The following is an 18,272-nucleotide window of genomic DNA, read 5'->3' on the forward strand; positions in this document are numbered from 1 at the left end:
GGACCTGGGCGAGGGCAAGCCCACTGCCTTTCCGGGCGCCCGCATCCGGCCCCGCCTTCCCTTTCGGGCAACGCACCCTGTGGGAATGCCCTAGGAACGGTAAAATCCGCTGGACAGCGGGCGGTTCAGGAGTCCGCCAGCATGTCCCGCGTCCAGGTCCCGAACTCGCTCTCCAGGACCAGCCGGCCGAGCTTGCGGTACTCCTGGGCGATCGCCGTCATCAACTGCCGCATGCTCAGCGGAAGTCCGGCCTCGGCCGCCAGATACGCGGCCGTCACCGCGCACGCCCGGATGGAACCGCCGGCCAGTTCGAAGCGGTCCGCGCAGAAGCCGAGATCGAGATCGGCGGCGCGCGGCAGCCGCCCGCCCAGGCACCGCTCCCACAGCGCGAGCCGCTGACCGGCGTCCGGCACCGGGAAGTCGGCGATCACATCGAGCCGCCGGGTGAACGCCTCGTCCAGGTTGGCCCGCAGATTGGTGGTCAGTACGGCGATGCCGTCGAAGGACTCCATGCGCTGGAGCAGATACGCCGACTCGATGTTGGCGTTGCGGTCGTGCGCGTCCTTGACCTGCGAGCGCTTGCCGAAGATCGCGTCGGCCTCGTCGAACAGCAGCACCGCGTTGACCGCGGACGCCTCGGTGAAGATCCGCTCCAGGTTCTTCTCGGTCTCGCCGATGTACTTGTCGACCACCGTGGACAGGTCCACCACGTACAGATCCATGCCCAGATCGGCCGCGACCACCTCGGCGGACATCGTCTTGCCGGTGCCCGACTCCCCGGCGAACAGCGCGATCACGCCCCGCCCCCGGCCGCCGCCCGGCCGCATCCGCCACTGCCCGAGCACCTGTTCGCGATGCCGGGCGCGCACCGCCAGCTCCCGCAGTCTGCGGTGGGTCGGCGCGGGCAGCACCAGGTCGTCCCAGCCGACGGCCGGTTCCACCCGGCGGGCCAGCCGCGCGAGCCCCGCGCCGTTCTGCGCCCGTACGGCGGCCCGCAGATCGTCGGGCCGCACCGCGCGGTCGGCCAGCGCGGCCGTGCGCACCGCGGCGCCCGCGGCCCGGCGCAGCTGGCCGCCGTCCAGCCGGTGCGCGGCGACCGCCGAGGCGAGCGACTCCGCCTCGGCCGGGGCGATGCCGTCGGAGCCGGCCCGTTCGAGCGCGTGCCGCCAGCGGGTGGCCTGGCGCTCGGGGGAGGGCGGGGCCACCGGGAGGACCACCGGGGTGTCGGCGGCCCAGGCCGGATCCCAGCCGTCCGTGCCGTACAGGAACAGCGGGAGGCCGCGCAGCGCGGCACACAGGTCCCTGATGACGCGGTCGCGCAGGGCGGGTTCCGGGGGCAGTGCCTCCAGCGGTCCGAGGACGACGCCCGCCCCGGACAGCCGGGCCTCCAGGGCCGCCACCCGGGCGAGCGCGGGCACGTCGGCGGAGTGCCGGGCGAGTGCCGCCGCGTCGAGCACCAGCGGTCGCAGTCCGGCCGCGCGCAGGGCCGCCACCGCGAGGCCGGGGGCGTCGCCGCCGCGGTCCAGCAGCTGCACCAGGCCGGGGCCGGAGCCCGCCGCGGCACCGGCCCCGGCCACGTCGGCGGGCTCGGCCGTCGGGTCGGCGTCGGCCTCGCCGAGCAGCCCGGCCAGCCGCGCGTCCGGCTCCGTGCCGCCCAGCAGATGCGCGCTCACCCGGTCCGGGACCGCCAACACGCGTGACAGCGGCGGCCGTTCGGGCTCGGTGACCTCGATCAGCCCGCCCGCGATCAGCGGCGCCCCGGGGGAGAGCCGGAAGCGGGCCGCGGACGCGGCGGGCAGTCCGCACAGCTCCAGTGCCAGGGCGACCGTCGGCCGACGGCGCGTCAGATCGTCGTTGAGATAGCCGTACAGCCGCTCGAACCGGGGGTCCAGGTCCGGGGCCAGGGCGACCAGGAGCAGATCCGTGTCCAGCGGCGAGAGCCCGAACCGCGCGGCCAGCAGCCCGAGTTCGGACGTCGGGGGCACCGGTGGCGGCTCGTGGTCGGGCAGCCCGAGGCCGCCCTGCCCCTCCAGGATCCGCTGCACCGCCTCCGGGGTCAGATACTGGCCCCGGTACGGGTCGTCGGGATCCGGGTCGACGGCGCGCCGCGCGGCCACCGCGTACCGCACCCGCTCCTCGATCAGCCGCAGCCGCGCCCACAGGACGTCCACCTCGGCCTCGGTGGCGTACATCAGGGCTGCCTCCCCCTACGGCGCCGGGCCGGAACCGCGGGCCGCGCGCGAGGTCCTGCGAAGCCCTGCGCACCGGGGTCGCCCACCTCCTCGTACCGCAGCCGCCGTCCCGGCGCGGGCTCCTCGTCGGACCCGAGCCCGCCCGTGCGCACCAGCAGACCCTCGGTCACCGGCGGCGCGGCCGGGCGGGCCACGGCGGCGAGCGGCGCGCGCACCCGGACCCCGAGCGACGGCTTCAGCTCGCCGTCCAGCGCCGACCACACATCGGACGCGGACGGCGCGTCGATGCCGCCCCCCGCGGTGTCCAGGGAGACCGTCAGACCGAGCTCGGCGAGCGAGCCGGTGAGCATCTCCTCCGGCAGCGCGTCCGTGCTCACCAGCGTGCCCAACACCTGGGAGAGCAGCCGGTGTTCGTCCTGCGGACGGCTCGCCCACGCCGTGACCAGATACGTCAGGTCGAACCAGCGGGGCGGGGTGCGCCGCGCCACCACATAGCCCTCGGCGTCGTGCACCTCACCGGCGCCGCTGCCGCGCCGGGTGGCGTCCTCCTGGATGTGGTAGAGGAACACGCACACCGTGGGCGCGTTGCGGCGGGCCGCCCACTCACGGGTCGGGGCGTCGAAGACCACCTCGACCCCGGACGCCTCCAGACCGGACCCGGCGAGCAGCGCGCGCAGCGCCTCGTCGACCTCGTGGATCATCGGCGGGTCACCTCGTCCGGCGGCTGCACACTGCCCAGCACCACCAGGAAGTCCGTCTTCACCGGGGAGAAGCCGGGACCCCGCGCGGTGATGGTGCGCGGTCCGGTCTGGTCCTTGGTGAGGATCAGCAGCTGGCCGATGAAGGTGCCGTCCGGCCCCGGTACGGTCGGCGCGGCGGCCGCCGTGATCCCCGGCTTCCAGGCGAACCGCACCGGCACGCCCGGCGGGAAGTCCTTGCCGCGCACCGAGGTGACGAAGCCGGGCTTGCCGATCGGCGGCACCGCGACGATCTTCGGCTGGAGGATCCGCAGCTTCGTACTGGCCTTGTTGTCCCGGGGATCGGCGTCCGTGCCGGTGGTGGTCAGCACGCCGGTGGCCCGGCCGGTCAGCGCGTGGTCGGGGGCGAGCACCACCCGTACGACGGTGCTGGAACCCGGCGTCAGATCCGGCAGCGCGCACAGCCATGAGCTGTCGCAGCCCGGCGGCGGACCGCCGTTCGGGATTCCGGCGGGCAGCGTGATGCGCAGCCGCAGCCCGGTGGCCAGCGCGTTGCGGCCGTTGCGCACGGTGTACGTCACCACGACCCGGCCGCCGACATAGCCCGGGTTGGGCTGGGCCGTCACGGTGACCCCCGGTCCCGCCTTCGGCGCGGGCGGAGTGGGCGGCGGCGGCTTCGAGGTGGGCGTGTGCGTGGGCGTGGGGGTCGGTGTGGGTGTGGGCGACGGGGGCGGGGTCGGCGGCGCGGGCGGCTGCACCGGCACCACGGTCCGCGCGGAGTTGTCCCCGGGCTGCGGATCGATCACGCTGCCGGTGACCGACCAGTCGATCGGCTGGTCACCGGTCACGTTCCCGGTGACGGTCACGGTGACCGGGACCGTCGTACCGGGCGGCACCACACCGAGGTCGCACTGGAGGGTGGCCGCGTCACAGGTGCCGCCCGGATAGGTGACCTTGGTGACGGTCACCCCGGCCGGCGGGGCCATGGTCAGCCGGGTGCCGGGGGAGGCGGCCGGGCCGTTGTTGACGACGTCCACCGTCAGATCCGTGGACTTGCCGACGGTCACCGGCGGTGTCGTACCCGGGGCGTGCACCGCCAGGTCCACCGACTGCTCGACGCTGGGCTCCTTCTGCCGCCCCGGCAACTCGGTGGTGAGCTGCGAGACATGGCCGGTCGAGACGGTCAGCACATAGAGGTTCTCGGGGCAGTTGACCGGCGCGTCGTCGCGCGCGCTGAACACGATCTGGGAGCCGTCCGCCGTCCAGGCCGCGTCGCGCGGCTGGTGCGGTCCGGTGACCGTGGTGTCGGGCAGCTGCTGACGGCAGGCGTCCGCCGTGCCCCGCGCCGCCTCGGGCAGCAGCACCTGGCAGCTGTCGCCGGACACGGAGGTCAGCACCAGGCCGTTGCGCTCGTCGACGAGGCCGCCGCCGTTCTTGCGGTTGAAGGCGATCGAGCGGCCGTCGGGGGAGAAGGCGGGACTGTCGTCGATGACCGAGCAGTCGCCGGGGCAGTTCGCCGCGCTGAGGTCCTTCTGCTGGTTCAGATCGTTGATCGGCACGGTCCAGATGTGCTTGTTGCCGCCCTTGCCGTCGATCACCGCGTTGCGGGTGAAGGCGAGCAGGGTGCCGTCGGGCGACCAGGTGGGCTGGGCGTCGCTGCCGCTCTGCTGCCCGGCCGGCGGAACCACCTCGTGCATGATCGCGCCCGTCGTGGCGTCGGCGATCAGGATGCGTCCGGGACCGGACGCCGAGCCGACCCCGCCGGGCGAAGTCCGGGTGAAGGCGAGGTACTTGCCGTCCGGTGAGAACGTCGGGTCGGTGTCCCAGTCCTGCGGCCCCCGCCCCGCCAGCGGCATCACCCGCGGGTTCTGCCCGTCGGCGTCCGTCGTCCAGATCCGCTCGATCCGTCCCTGGCCGCCCGGGGCGTCCTCGAACCGGGTCACCACGATCCCCCGGCCGTCCGGCGTGTAGTTCTGCCGCTCGGTCCACGGGTCGTACCCGGCCGCCGGCTGGAACAACGGATCCTTCGTCGGATCGGTGTTGGTACCGGCCGCCGGGTCCTCCTGGAGCACCGGCACCCCGAGATCGCGCGGGTCGGAGCCGTCCATCCGCACGTCCTGCAAGGTGGCCACCCGCTGGTCGGGCGTCGCGTCCACGCCCTTCACCGCCGGTGCGGGCTCCGAGAGCCGGTCCACCACCGGGTAGCCGCCGTCCGCGGGGCCGACCCAGGTCACCGAGGAGACATCGCGGTTCTCGCTGAGCACCAGATCCGGGTCCGGATGCTGGGCGGGGTCCTGCGGAGCCCGCCACACATGGTTCCAGTCGCCCTCGCAGGAGCAGGTGTGGTTGGTGCTGAGGAACAGCACGCCGTTCCCGTCGGGCATCCAGGCCGCGCCATGCGTCTGCCATTGCGCCGCGGTGCCCGCGAGCAGCGGCTGGTCGCCGTCCGGGCGGCCCAGCTCCCGCAGCCGGGGCCCGGTCTTGGAGTCGACGGTGTAGGTGTACGCGAGCAGGTTCTTGTGCGCGTCGTCGTCCACCGGGTTGAACACCGGCTCGGTCGCCTTGCCGCCGAGCGTCCCGGTGAGCGCGGTCGCGGTGCCCCCGGCCAGCGGGCGCACATAGATCTGCGCCCCGGCGGCCGCGTCCGGGTCCGCGCTGTAGGCCAGCCGCTGCCCGTCCGCCGACACCGTCGGGCTCTGCTCGTCGTACGGCGTGTCGGTCAGCCGGGTCAGACCGGTGCCGTCGGTGCGCACCAGCCACAGATCGCGCTGCTTCTTGCCGTCCGGGCCGCCCGGCTCCGCCGAGTCGAACACCACCGATCGGCCGTCCGGGGTCAGCCGGGGGTGCGCCGCGTCCCGGCCGCTGGTCAGCTTGCGCACCGAGCCGTCCGCCGCCCGCAGATAGATCTGCGGACGCTTGTCGTCGCGGCGGCTCGCGAACACCATCGTGTCGCCGAGCGCCGTCGCCTGCACGTCGTAGTGCGCCGGGCCCGCGCCGAACAGCGGATCGCTGCTCTCGGTGCTCGCCACCCGGCCCAGGCTGCGATGGTCGGTGCCCGCGAACGCCACCCGCGCGGGCGCGGTGTCGGCCGTGGGCCGGACGGGGTCCGCGCCGCTCGGTCCCGAGGCCGCGGTCACCGCGAACAACGGGATCAGCAGCACCAACGAGGCGCCGAATCTCCCCAGTCGGCGCTGCCCGCCGGGGCCAGCGGTGCCGTTCACGGTCCACCTCGCAGTCTCGGTACACATGGGTGCGCCCCGCCACTGTGCGCCCTGGGCGCGCCCCGCGGCAGGGCGGCGGGGACCCTCCCGGGGGAAGGCCCCGTTGCGCTTTCGGGCAGCCCCCGGGTGCCCGGACGGCCGTCGGCCCGGTTCACCCGGCCGCCGTCAGATCAGCCCGTTGCGCAGCGCGTACCCCACCGCGTGCGCCCGGTTGCGCAGTTGGAGCCGCGTGGTCACCTCGTGCAGCACGTTCTTGACGGTCCGTTCGGAGTACGACGTCTTCTCCGCGATCTCCGAGGTGTCAAGGCCCTCCGCCACCAGGCGCAGCATGTCCGCCTCGCGCGCGGTCAGCGTGGACAGCGAGAGACCGCGCGGATCGAGTGCCGAGCGCTGGAGGCTGCCGACATGGCTGAGCAGTTTGCCGAGCAGATCGCCGGGCAGCACGCCCTCGCCCTTGGCCAGCGCCAGCACCAGGTGCAGCAGCCGGTCCTGGTCGGCCTCGGAACGCCGCAGCACCGCGCCCACCCCGGACTCGATCACCCGTTGCAGCGCCGCCGATTCAAAGGTGCCCACCACCAGCCCGGTGCGGGTGGCGGTGTTGCGCTGGAGCCGTTGCAGCAGGGCCGTCACCTCGTCGTCCACGGTGTCGACGACCACGAGCGAGATCTGCGCCCCGTCCGCCTCCCCGTCGGGGAGAAGCTCCAACTCCGGTCGCTGGCGCAGCTGTTGGATGATGCCGATGTGCAGGACGAGATCCTGGGCGTAGACGGCCACGGTCACCCGGTCCGGGCGGCCGACGGAGGCGGGCAGGGGCCCGCCGGGCATCTGGACGATCATGAAGGTACTTTCTTCTTTCGCAAGGCCGGACATGGTGGCGTTCTTCAGGACGCGACCCGGGCCACGGCGGTGGCGTCCGGGGCGGTGGGATGGAGCACACGACGCCTACGGCGTGTCAGCTCGCCTCCCGCTCGATGGTGTTGACCTTGGCCGCTGCGGGCACGTCGACTGCCCGGAAGTTGCCCCCGTATCTCTCGTGGTGGTTCGGGTACGGCTCTACCGTCGTGGCGTGACGCCATCTGCAGCCTCTTCCGGACCCGGCGCCCCCGGCCTCGACATCCCGGCCGTGTCGGTGACCCCGGGCGGCACCGCCACCACCAGCCTGACCGTGCGCAACGACAGCGACATCGTCGAGGCGTACACGCTGGAGGTGGTGGGCGACTGCGCGCCCTGGGCGACCGTGGAACCCGCGCGTATCTCGCTCTACCCCGGCACCTCCGAGACGGTGACCATCACCCTGGCCCCGCCCCGCTCGCCCGAGGTCCGGGCCGGCGAGGTGCCGCTGGGCGTACGGGTGTTGCCGGCCGAGCACCCCGAGTCGGTCACCGTGCCCGAGACCACGGTGCACATCGAGGAGTTCCACGAGCTGCGGACCGAGATCCTGCCGCGGCGCCGGCGCGGCTGGCTGCGCGGCCGCTACCGGCTGGCGGTGCGCAACGAGGGCAACACCCCGACGCGGATCTCCTTCCGGCCCGAACAGGCCGGTGAGGAACTGCGGTTCGGCTTCGTCCCGGCGAATCTGGAGCTGGCGCCCGGCGAGTCGGCGGAGACCCGGCTGCGGGTGCGCATCGGCAAGCCGGTGTGGTTCGGCAAGCCCGCCGTATGGCCGTTCACGGTGCACACCACGGACGGCGCGGCCGAGGCGCAGGCGGAGGCGGAGGCGAGCGCCCGCCCCGCGACGTATGTACGGCCCCCGCTGGAGGCCGAGTTCGTCCAGATCCCCATCTTCCCGAAGTGGCTGCTGGCACTCCTCGCGGCCATCCTCGCCCTGCTGCTGGCCTGGTTCGCGCTGGTGCGCCCGGCGGTGCGCAGCGCGGCCCGGCAGGCCGCCGACGAGGTGGTCCAGCCGCGGCCCACCCCCGGTGGCGGCAAGAACGGACAGTCGCCGGGCACCGGCAACGGCACGGGGACGGGCGACGGCACGGGCAAGGAACAGGGCGGCTCCGGTCCGGGCGTGCCCTCGGGCGGCGGCCCCGGCGGCACCGGCACCTCGGGCGGTGGCGAGCAGAGTTCGACCACCATCGATGTGGAGACGGCCGGCGGGCAGGACAAGACCGGCAGCTACACGGTGCCGCAGGGCAAGGTGTTCGGCGTCACGGACATCGTGGTCGCCAACTTCCAGGGCGACGAGGGGGTCATGACCATCACCTTCGGCGACCGGAAGATCACCACGATCGCGCTGGAGACCTTCCGCAACCAGGACTACCACTGGGTCACCCCCATCGAGATCCCCGCGAACGCCACCGTCACCGCGAAAGTCACCTGCGCGAAGCCGGGCACACCGGCCACGGGCCGTCAGGCACAGCAGTGCCATGAGGTCCTGAACGTGAGCGGTGAACTCGCGAACGTCGCACAGTGAGGTGGCTTTTCTGAAAATAGTTCGCCTGGTGTGGCCTGTGTGGGAAGGGGAGACTTTCACTCCGTCCGAAAACCGATACCGGGCCGAACTGTGCAGGAAATGTGCAGGTCAGTGCGGATGGCCAGGGAATTCAGGGCCATGCGGGAACGGGATCGGCGTCCGGGGCGCGACACGGTCCGGCCGGAATGGCCTATTCCCTACCGTTCATGTGGGGGACCGGTGTGAGAGGGGGCGCGCGGACGCGCGCACGCCCCCACGCGCGCCGCGAAAGCATCACTCCGCGCTCCGCGCAAGTACCCCGGATACGCCAGCTGCATGCCCCCGCCTACCTGGTGAAGATGCCCTCCGGTACCGGCCGGGAGTGCCCTTCCATGCGGCGTGAACATGCCCTCCGGTGCACCGCGGGCCTGCCCTCCCGGGCACGCCGAAGGGCGCCTTCCGGGCAACATCCCCGGTCAGGCGCCCTTCCCCGGGCGAGGCGCTACGGGCGGCGCCTGCGCTCCGACGTCCGGGTCGCGGACTCGACCTCCTCCGTCACGGTGTCCATCCCCTCCGCCAGGACGTGATCGCCGTACAGGTCCTGGAGCCAGTTGGTCTGGTAGACGGTGTCGAGGTAGCGCTCGCCCATGTCGGGCGCGATGGCGACCGCGGACAGTCCGCGGGCGTCATTGCGGGCGAGCCAGTCGGTGGCCCCGCTGACGACGGTCCCGGTGGAACCGCCGAACAGGAAGCCGCGGCGGGCCATCCGGTGGCACATGCGGATGGTGTCCGCCTCCTCCACCCGGATCACCTCGTCCACGACGGACTCGTCCAGCAGCGGTGGGCGCATGCTCATGCCCAGGCCCGGGATCATCCGGCGGCCCGGCTCGCCGCCGAAGGCCACCGAGCCCACGCTGTCCACGGCGACGATCCGCACCGGCCGGTGCCACTGCCTGAACCAGCGGGCGCAGCCCATCAGGGTGCCGGTGGTGCCGGCCCCGATGAACACCACGTCCAGGTCCGGGAACTGCTGGGCGATCTCCGGGGCGGTGGTGCGGTAGTGCGCCCGCCAGTTGCCCGCGTTGGTGTACTGGCTGAGCCAGACGTACCGTTCGTCGGACGCGCACAGCTGGCGCACGTACTCGATCCGCGTGCCCAGGAATCCGCCGTTGGAGTCCTGGTCGGCGATGACATGCACCTCGCTGCCGAGCGCCTCCATCAGCAGTCTGGTCGACAGGTTGCAACGGGAATCCGTCACACACAGGAACTGGTAGCCCTTGCTGGCGGCGATCATGCTGAGCGCCACGCCGAGGTTCCCGGAGGAGGACTCGACGAGGATGGACTCCGGCGTCAGGAGTCCGTCCCGCTCGGCACTCTCCACCATCTCGTTCGCGGCCTTCAGCTTGATGGAGCCGGCGAAGTTGAAGCCCTCGCACTTGAGATGGAGGGGTTGTCCGCAGATCGACTTCAGGTCGACGAAGAGATGGCCCTCGTTGAAGGCATAGGGAGCGGTAATGACAGGCACGGCGGACCTCCTGGTGCCGGGCCGAGGACGGGCCTCAGCCGTACCGGCGCAGGTCGTGGAAGAAGTCGTCGATGAGGCGGAGGCTGCCCGCCCGGGAGACCTCGTCGTAGACGTACTTGCCGACGGCGAGATCGAGGACACCGAGTCCGAAGGGCGAGAAGATCACCGGCCGGTCGGTCGGCGGCGCGGCCCGCCCCTGGAGCACGTCGTTGAGCGTGCCGTTGAGGAAGTCGCGGTCGCCGGTGAGCTGTTCGACCAGATGGGGTGAGGTGTCGGCCTTCAGACAGTGCTCGACGTCGTCGACGAAGTTGGCGGCGCCCAGCAGGACTTCGGGGGCCAGATCCCGCAACGACACGTGCAGGACCAGCGGATTGTGGTCGAACCACGCGGGATCGGTCACATGCGGCTTGCCGGCGACCGTGGCGAAGACCACGAGATCGCTGTCCCGGACCAGGTCCTCGGCACGCTCGTGCACGGTGACCTGTCCGCCCGCGCCGCTCTGGCGCAGATACCCGCGGAACCCCTCGGCGCTGTCGGCGGACACATCGTGCACACCGATCGCGTCGAACTCCCAGCCGGTGCCGGCCAGGAAGGTGTGGATGTAGCGGGCGATCAGCCCGGTGCCGAAGAACCCGATCCGCGCGGGCCGGGTGGGCCGGCCGCGGCTGAGCCAGTCGGCCGCGAGCGCCGCGGACGCGGCGGTCCGGGTGGCGCTGATGATGGAGCTCTCCAGGCAGGCGAACGGATAGCCCGTCTCCGGGTCGTTGAGGATCAGCACCGCGGAGGCCCGCGGCAGCCCGGAGCGCACATTGTCCGGGAAGCTGGAGATCCACTTCAGGCCGTCCACGTGCACCGAACCGCCGATCGAGGCCGGCAGCGCGATGATCCGCGAGTTCGGACGGTCCGGGAAGCGCAGGAAGTACGACGGCGGGTTCACCGAGTCCCCGGCGCCGTGCAGCCGGTAGGTGGCCTCCACCAGCGCCACCAGTTCCCGCTCGCGCCCGGTCAGCGCTTGCTGCACCTGGTGCCCGGAGAGCACCGAGAACGTCGGGACCGAGGGCCCGCCCGCCGCCCGCTCGGCGGCTGTCGTCAGCAGATCGGTCATCGCTCGCTCGCCTCCGGGGTCGGGCGGCCGTCGGCGAGCCGGTGCGGCTCCGCCATGCCCACCAGCACCTGCCGCTCGCCGCTGAACGGCTCCCGGCTGTGCGCGGTGGAGATGTTGTCCACGAGCAGCAGATCCCCGGCCTGCCAGGGCTCGCGCCGGGTGTGTGCCTCATAGGTGGAGTTGAGCAGTTCGACCACCTCCTCGCCGATCGGAGTGCCGTCCCCGTAACGGGTGTTGAACGGCAGTCCGTCCTCGCCGTACATGTCCACCAGGTACTCGCGCACCTCCGCGGACAGCGTCCACTCGTTGAGGAACGCGATCTGGTTGAACCAGCAGCGCCGGCCGGTGACCGGATGCCGGACGACCGCGCTGCGCCGCTGCTCCGTGTAGAGCGAGCCGTCCGGCCGCCAGGTGAACTCGATGGCGTGCGCCCGGCAGTAGCGCTCGATCTCCTCGCGGTCCTCGGTGCCGAACGACTCGGCGAGCGAGGCCCCGATCTCGTCGTTGTAGCTGCGGGTCAGCAGCCAGCCCTCGCGCTCGAACCGCTCGGTCAGCGAGGCGGGCAGCGCGTCGAGCACCTCCTCGGCGTCGGCCACCGCCGTCGCCCCGCCCTCGGTCGCCGCGGTCAGGCACGCGAACAGCATCAGGGACGGCACGTCCAGCGTGTAACTCAGCTCATGGTGCATGCACATCGGCTGATTGGCGGGCCAGGGAGTGGCGGAGTACACCCCGGGCGCGAGGACCTCGCGCGGTGCGAACGCCTCACGCTCCGGCATGAGTTCACCGGTGATCCGGGCGAAGACGGCACCGACCTGGTCCGCGTCCCGGAGGCCCAGACCGCGCACCAGCAATGCCCCGTGCTCGGTCACCAGAGCGCGCAGCGCCTCGCGGTGCTCGCCCGCCCAGTTCGGGGCGTCGCCCGGGGAGTCGACGCGCAGCAGCGCCGGTCTGTGCGGCCGCAGCTCCACTTCGAGCGGCGCTGCCAGGGATGAGAACGGCATCTCGGTTTCCTTTCGGTTGCCCGTCTGGAGGGTCCGCGTGGCTCAGGACGTGGCCAGGGGTACGGCGGCCCGCAGCACGGCCCGCGCCGCCTCGGCCGGCCGGGTGCGGGGGAAGTAGTGGCCGCCGTCGGTGAGTTCGTGCAGCTCCACCTGGTCGGCCAGCAGCAGCCAGTCCCGGTGGTGCTCGGTGGCGCCCGCGGTGTGCGGGTCGTCGGCCGCGACGACCACCGTGAGTGGCGCGGCCAGCTTGGGGGGCGGGGACTGGAGGGCCGCGCGGAGGTAGCGGTGCGCGGCCACGCAGTCGTGCCGGTAGGCGGCGCCGATGTGCTCGGCGTGTGCCTCGTTCAGCTCCGCCAGCTCGGTGTAACCGCTGTCCGCGGTGAGCCGCGCCGCGATCTCGGCATCGCCCAGTCCGGTCAACTCGGTGACGGCGGCGCCTCGTTCGTCGGCGGTGCCGAGGAGCTGGGCGCCGATGAACACCCGGGTGACCCGCACCCCCCGCTCGATGAGCCGCCGGGCCGTCTCGATCGCGGGCGCGGCCCCCGAGGAGTGGCCCCACAGCATCACCCGGGTCAGCCCGCGCGCGACGATCTCCGCGGCGACCTGCCCGGCCACCTGCGCGATGGAGACGAACGGCTCCTGGTGCGCGGCCAGATCGTGTCCGGGCAGATCCACCGCGAGGACCGTGAGCCCACTGTCGGCCAGCGCGCTCGCCATCGGCTGGAAGTTGACCGCGTTGCCGCCCGCGTACGGGAAGCAGACCAGCGCGCCCCCGGCCGCGCCGCCCCCCTCCGCGAGCGGCTGGAGCAGCTCCCCGTGCTGCCGGGTCGCGCCGTCCAGCAGCGCGGCCAGATCGGCGAGGACCGGGTGCCGGGTGATGTCCTTGAGGGACACCGCACGCTCCAGCGCGATGCTGAGCTTGACCGCGGTCAGCGAGGTGCCGCCGGAGTCGAAGAACTGGTCGCGGCGGCGCACCTGTTCGACGGACACACCCAGCACCTGCGCCCAGGCCGCGGCGAGCCGCCGTTCGGCCGGACCGAGCGGGACGTCCGCCGTCGCGCTCTCCTCGGCGGCCGGGGCGGCCGCCGACGCCAGCGCGGTCAGCGCCTTGCGGTCGATCTTCCCGTTGGCGGTCAGCGGCAGGGCCTCCTGCCAGTGGAAGGCCGAGGGGACCATATAGGCGGGCAGCACCGCGCCGAGCGCCTCGCGCAGCTCCGCCACCGGCCGGGGCGCGCCCGAGCAGAAGGCGATCAGATGCCTGCTGCCGCCGCCCCGCTCGGTGACCACCACCGCCGCGTCCCGGACCCCGGGCACCCGCAGCAGCGCGTTCTCGATCTCCCCGATCTCGATGCGGAACCCGCGGATCTTCACCTGGTTGTCCCGGCGGCCCAGGAACTCCAGCTTGCCGTCCGGATGCCAGCGACCCCAGTCACCGCCCAGATACAGCCGTTCACCGGGCCGGTAGGGGTCCGTGCGGTACGCCTCCCGGGTGCGCTCCGGATCGTTGACGTACCCCCGGCCCACACAGACACCGGAGAACGCGATCAGGCCGGGCGCGCCCAGTGGCACCAGCGACAGCCGCTCGTCCACCACATAGACGCGTACGTTGTTCACCGCGCGCCCCAGCAGCACCCGCTCCGGCACCCGGTCCAGCACCTCGTGATTGGTGTCGTCCGAAGTCTCGGTCAGGCCGTAGGCGTTGAGCAGCTTGATGTCCGGTTCGATCGCGAACCAGCGCTGTGTCAGCTCCCGCTTGAGGGCCTCGCCGGTCACCGAAACGCAGCGCAGATCCGGGAGTTCGCGCGGGCGCTGCTCCAAGTAGGAGACGACGACCTCCAGATAGGAGGGCACCAGCTGCGCCACCGAGACCCGTCCGTCGGCCAGGGTGCCGACGAAGCGCTCCACGTCCGTGATCTCGTCCTGCCCGATCAGCAGCGTCCGCCCGCCGACCATGAGCGCGGACACCAGCTGCCACAGCGAGATGTCGAAGCACTGCGGGGCCGTCTGCGCCACCACCGAGTCCTCGCCGATGTTCAGGTCGTCGATCTTGGCGAAGAGGTGGTTGAGCAGCCCCGCGTGCTCGCACATCGCCCCCTTCGGCTCCCCGGTGGAGCCGGAGGTGAAGTAGATGTACGCCAACTGGTCGGCGTCCACGCGCACCTGGAGGTCGTCCTCGGCGTGCGGCTCCGCGTACGCCTCCTCGACCAGCAGCCGCTTGGCTCCGGCCACCGAGGTCAGTGCCTCGTCCAGGGTGGCGGTGCTGCCGGACTCGGTCAGCACCAGCCGGCAGCCCGCCCGCGACAGCGTCGCCGCGATCCGCCCGGCCGGGAAGTGCGGCTCGATCGGCAGATAGACGCCGCCCGCCTTGAGCACCGCGAGCGTCGCCGCCGGCCAGTCGAGGCCGCGTTCCATGACGACGGCGACCACGTCCTCCCGCCCGACGCCCCGCTCGACGAGCGCCCGCGCCAGCCGGTTGGCCCGCCGGTTCAACTCGTCGTACGTCCACCGCCGTTCGCCCTGTACGACCGCCACCGCGTCCGGACGCGTCCGCACCCGCTGCTCGAACAGCTCGTGCGCCCGCGCTTCTGGCAGTGGCCGGTGCGGCCCCGCCAGCCCCTCCAGCTGCTCGCGCACCTCGTCGTCCGACAGCAGGCTCCGGGCGCCGTGGCCGGCGTCCGGGTCGGCGGCCAGCAGCCCGAGGGCCGTGAGGTGGTAGCCGCCGATCCGGGCCGCCGCGGCGGCGTCCAGGACGTCCTTGCGGTAGCCGAGGCGCAGCAGCAGCCGGCCGCCCCGCTCCGACCAGCGCACCTGAAGGACACCGTCGTCGGCGTGGTTCTCGTCGGCCCCGATGGGCCCGAACACCACCTCGTACGGCGGCTCGGTCAGGCCGAGTTCGCGGCGCAGCTTCTCCACCGGGAACTCCCGGTGCGCCAGCACCTCCGCCTCCGCGTGCTCGGCCGCCGCCGCCAGCTCCCGCCAGGAGCCGGGCCGTACGGTCAGCCGGCAGGGCAGCGGTTCGCCGCGCACCCCGGTGGTGTAGCCGGTGACCACCTCCGGCTCGCCGGACAGCGTGGCCAGCACCTTGGCGTGCGCCGCGAGCAGCAGCGCGCTCACCGGCACCCCCTGGCGCCCGACCAGCTCGCGCACCGCCCGCGCCACCTCGTCCGGCACCGGCATCTCGTGCTCGGCCGACCCGGGGGCCGGCTCCCGCACCCAGCGCGGCACCGAGGTGACACCGCCGGCGGTCAGCACCCGCTGCCAGAACTCCCGGTCCGCTTCCACGCGCGTTCCCATCGAATGGCCTTCCTCAACTCACGGTCGCCGCAGTGGCGTTTGCTGTAGAAGCGGTCAGGACGGGGGTGCCGGGCGGACCGTCGGCCGCCGGCATCTCCACCGCGGGATTGCCGCCCCAGCGCGCGCCCGGGGGCACTTCCTCGCCCTTCATGAGGAAGGAGTCGGAGACCAGCACCGAGCCCTCGCCCATCGTCACGCCGTAGTGGACATGGGCGGAGACGCCCAGCGTGGTACCGGCGCCGAGCCTGATGAAGTCCGACTTGAAGGTGCCGTCCTCCTGCGAGTGGCACTGGACCTTGCTGCCCGCGTTGAGGGTGCACTCGTCGCCGATGACCGCGAGGGTCCGGTCGGTGATGTAGCAGCCGTCGTCGAACACCATGCGGCCCACGCGTACCCCCATCAGCCGCCAGACCAGGCTCTTGAACGGCGTGCCGTTGAAGATGTTGAGCCACTGCGACGGCACCTTCCACAGCCGCTCGATCCGCCAGAAGTCCCGGTCGTAGATGGAGCACAACTGGGGCCGCAGCCCGCGGAACCTGGTCATGCAGCGCTCCAGCACGATGTAGTACGCGGTGGAGAAGGCCAGGGTGAGCGCCAGATAGGCTCCTATCACCACATGGCCCGCCATGCCGTACAGATCCACCGTGGCCAGCGCGAACAGGGTGAGCACGAAGACGTGCAGCCAGCGGGCGAGCAGCCACCAGGCCATCGAGCGCAGGTTGTAGTGGTTCTTCGCGCGCAGCCGGGTGCCCAGCTCCTCGCCCTCGCGCAGATGGTCGAAGCGTGCGTCGCGGTCGACCGAGCGGGGGATCTCGAAGCACGGCGAGCCGAGCAGTCCCACGCCCTGTCTGACCTCGCCGTCCAGCGGGATCATCACCTTGGTCGCCAGCAGGCAGTTCTCGCCCGTCCTGCCGCCCACCGGGTAGGCGATGTTGTTGCCGAGGAAGTTGCGCGCCCCGATCGACACCTTGGACAGCCGGAACGACGTGCTCGAATAGTCCGCGTTGAGGACGGACAGCCCGTCGGCCACCATGGTGCCGCTGCCCACCGACACCAACAGCGGTGTCTCGTGCTGCACTTCGGTGCCGAAGTTCGAGCCGGTCTGCTCGACGTGCGACAGGTCGTACCCGAGGCCGCGCAGATAGTGCACGACGAACGAGCTGTCACCGAACAGCCAGGCGAAGAACTTGATGTTCGTCAGGCGGGCCGTCGTGCGGTGCAGCGCGTAGTGGAAGCCGTAGAGCGGGTAGACCCGGTCGGGCCGGACGAACAGCCGCAGCAGCCGGGGCAGCGTGTACAGCACGCCGAGGCCCACGACGATGAAGCCCACGAACAGCACCAGGGAGAGCAGGGCCGAGTCGGCGAGCAGCTGGACCGGCGCCAGGTCCTCGGTGTCCGGGTCGAGGCGGTCGCCGATCGCCGGCACCGCGGTGAACAGCATGTACATCCCGCCGACGGCCAACGGAATGTAGAGGAAGACCAGTTGGAGCAGGGTGCCGAGGCCGAACCAGGTCCGGCGCAGGGTGCCGCACCGGGCGGGCGGCACCCGCAGGTAGTCGGTCCCCGCGGGCTCCGCGGGGGAGCCGTGCCAGCGCTCGCCGGCCGGGACCGCCTGGCCGCGGTGCAGCGCCGAGGCGTGCCCGAGCTGCGCTCCGTCGCCCATCGAGGTGTCGATGTCCAGGGTGGTCTTCTCCCCGATGAACACCCCCTCGCCCAGGGTGATCCGGCCGGTCTGGATGCGGCCCCGGTGCGCCCGGTAGCCGAGGATGAAGGAGTCCTTGCGGATCACCGTCCCGGCGCCGATCGTCACCAGGTCGGGGCAGACCGGCAGGGTGTGCGAGAGGATCGTGACCCCCTTGCCGATCCGCGCGCCCAGGGCCCGCAGATACAGCACGTACAGCGGGGTGCCGGCGAGGAGGACCATCGGGTTCGCGTGCAGCAGCACCTTCACCAGCCAGAAGCGCATGTACGCGAGTCCCCAGACGGGGAAGTCGGCCGGTCTGGTGCGGCCGACCAGCAGCCACTTGGCGATGACCGGGAAGACGCACAGGGCGATGAACCCGGTGCCGCCGAAGAGCAGCGACCGTACGTAGATGTCGGCGACCCCGTTGCCGTCGGCGACCCACTCGTAGCCGGTGCCGGTCACCAGACCGGAGATGAACGAGTAGGCGAGGAAGGCGAGCAACTGGAAGGTCCCGCACAGGAAATGGGTCAGCCGACTGGTGTGCGGCAGCGGCGCGGGAGGCGCGGCGGGCACCGGTGCCGCGGGTGCCGCCGTGGTGCCCGCGGCCTCGTCCGGCGGGGGAGCGACCGGGGCGAGGGCCTCGGCGAGCTCCCGGACGGTGGGGTACCGGTAGATGTCCCGCATGGACGGGGACGGCAGGTCGGGGCGCTTGCGCACCCGTGCGCAGAACTGGGCCATGACCAGGGAGTTGGCGCCGAGGTCGGTGAAGAAGTGGCTGTCCACCGGGACCCGCTCACTGCCCACCAGCTCGGCCAGCGCGTCCGCGAGTCCGCTCTCGGTCTCTGTTCTGTCCGGGCCGGCGCCGCTCACGGAGAGGGCGGATGCGTCCGGCCCGCTTATATCGATCTCGGAAGACTGCTCCATCATTCGATCTCCTCGAGAACGTTCTGGATCGTTGATGCTCATTCCTGATCACGAACCGCCAATTCAGTGTGGACAGGGCACCGTAAGCCTGTCACTTCGAACCAATCGCCCGACTCGCCGGAAATGCCCGATGGAGCCGTGATCCTTGGGCGTCCAGGGCTGGCGGCCGTTGCGGATCACCCGTTTGGCGGTTCACTCGTGCGGCAGCGTCGGGGGTTCAGGTGGAGGTTTTG

General features: G+C 72.2%; 10 protein-coding genes. 1 reads left to right on the forward strand and 9 read right to left on the reverse strand.

What is annotated here, in order from left to right; all coding sequences use genetic code 11:
• Nucleotides 1-125: 125 nt before the first annotated feature.
• From AB0N90_RS00230 to AB0N90_RS00245, 4 genes are all read right to left on the reverse strand, one after another.
• Complete coding sequence (locus AB0N90_RS00230; RefSeq protein ID WP_365192024.1) at nt 126-2,192, reverse strand: ATP-binding protein; 2,067 nt, start codon at nt 2,190-2,192, stop codon at nt 126-128.
• On the reverse strand, nt 2,192-2,893 hold the full coding sequence (locus tag AB0N90_RS00235; protein WP_365192025.1) for a DUF4255 domain-containing protein: 702 nt from the start codon (nt 2,891-2,893) through the stop codon (nt 2,192-2,194). Before AB0N90_RS00235 ends, AB0N90_RS00230 begins: the two co-directional genes overlap by 1 nt.
• The gene (locus tag AB0N90_RS00240) at nt 2,890-6,111 is read right to left on the reverse strand and encodes a hypothetical protein (RefSeq protein ID WP_365192026.1); all 3,222 of its coding nucleotides are present in this window, start codon (nt 6,109-6,111) and stop codon (nt 2,890-2,892) included. Before AB0N90_RS00240 ends, AB0N90_RS00235 begins: the two co-directional genes overlap by 4 nt.
• Nucleotides 6,112-6,276: 165 nt before the next feature.
• Nucleotides 6,277-6,948: a LuxR C-terminal-related transcriptional regulator gene (locus AB0N90_RS00245; protein ID WP_093679662.1), complete on the reverse strand. Its 672-nt coding sequence runs from the start codon at nt 6,946-6,948 to the stop codon at nt 6,277-6,279.
• Nucleotides 6,949-7,177: 229 nt separating this feature from the next.
• On the opposite strand from AB0N90_RS00245, the gene AB0N90_RS00250 reads away from it, so the two are divergent.
• Entirely contained in the window at nt 7,178-8,527 is a 1,350-nt protein-coding gene (locus AB0N90_RS00250; protein ID WP_365192027.1) for a hydrolytic protein, read from the forward strand.
• Nucleotides 8,528-9,008: 481 nt separating this feature from the next.
• Here AB0N90_RS00250 and sbnA read toward each other — a convergent pair whose 3' ends face one another.
• From sbnA to AB0N90_RS00275, 5 genes are read right to left on the reverse strand one after another with little or no spacing between them, the layout of a single operon-like run.
• Nucleotides 9,009-10,031: a 2,3-diaminopropionate biosynthesis protein SbnA gene (gene sbnA / locus AB0N90_RS00255; protein WP_361669326.1), complete on the reverse strand. Its 1,023-nt coding sequence runs from the start codon at nt 10,029-10,031 to the stop codon at nt 9,009-9,011.
• 34 nt (nt 10,032-10,065) lie between these two features.
• Nucleotides 10,066-11,136, reverse strand: coding sequence for a 2,3-diaminopropionate biosynthesis protein SbnB (gene sbnB, locus AB0N90_RS00260; RefSeq protein ID WP_365192028.1), 1,071 nt, complete (start codon nt 11,134-11,136; stop codon nt 10,066-10,068).
• A complete protein-coding gene (locus tag AB0N90_RS00265; RefSeq protein WP_365192029.1) occupies nt 11,133-12,137 on the reverse strand; it encodes a TauD/TfdA family dioxygenase in 1,005 nt (334 codons plus the stop codon). The genes sbnB and AB0N90_RS00265 overlap by 4 nt, the downstream gene beginning before the upstream one ends.
• A gap of 42 nt (nt 12,138-12,179) precedes the next feature.
• Complete coding sequence (locus AB0N90_RS00270; RefSeq protein WP_365192030.1) at nt 12,180-15,431, reverse strand: amino acid adenylation domain-containing protein; 3,252 nt, start codon at nt 15,429-15,431, stop codon at nt 12,180-12,182.
• A 13-nt stretch (nt 15,432-15,444) separates the two neighbouring features.
• The gene (locus tag AB0N90_RS00275; RefSeq protein WP_365192031.1) at nt 15,445-18,042 is read right to left on the reverse strand and encodes a Pls/PosA family non-ribosomal peptide synthetase; all 2,598 of its coding nucleotides are present in this window, start codon (nt 18,040-18,042) and stop codon (nt 15,445-15,447) included.
• Nucleotides 18,043-18,272 lie beyond the last annotated feature (230 nt).

The sequence above is a fragment of the Streptomyces sp. NPDC093018 genome, assembly GCF_040684035.1.
Taxonomy (GTDB): domain Bacteria; phylum Actinomycetota; class Actinomycetes; order Streptomycetales; family Streptomycetaceae; genus Streptomyces; species Streptomyces murinus.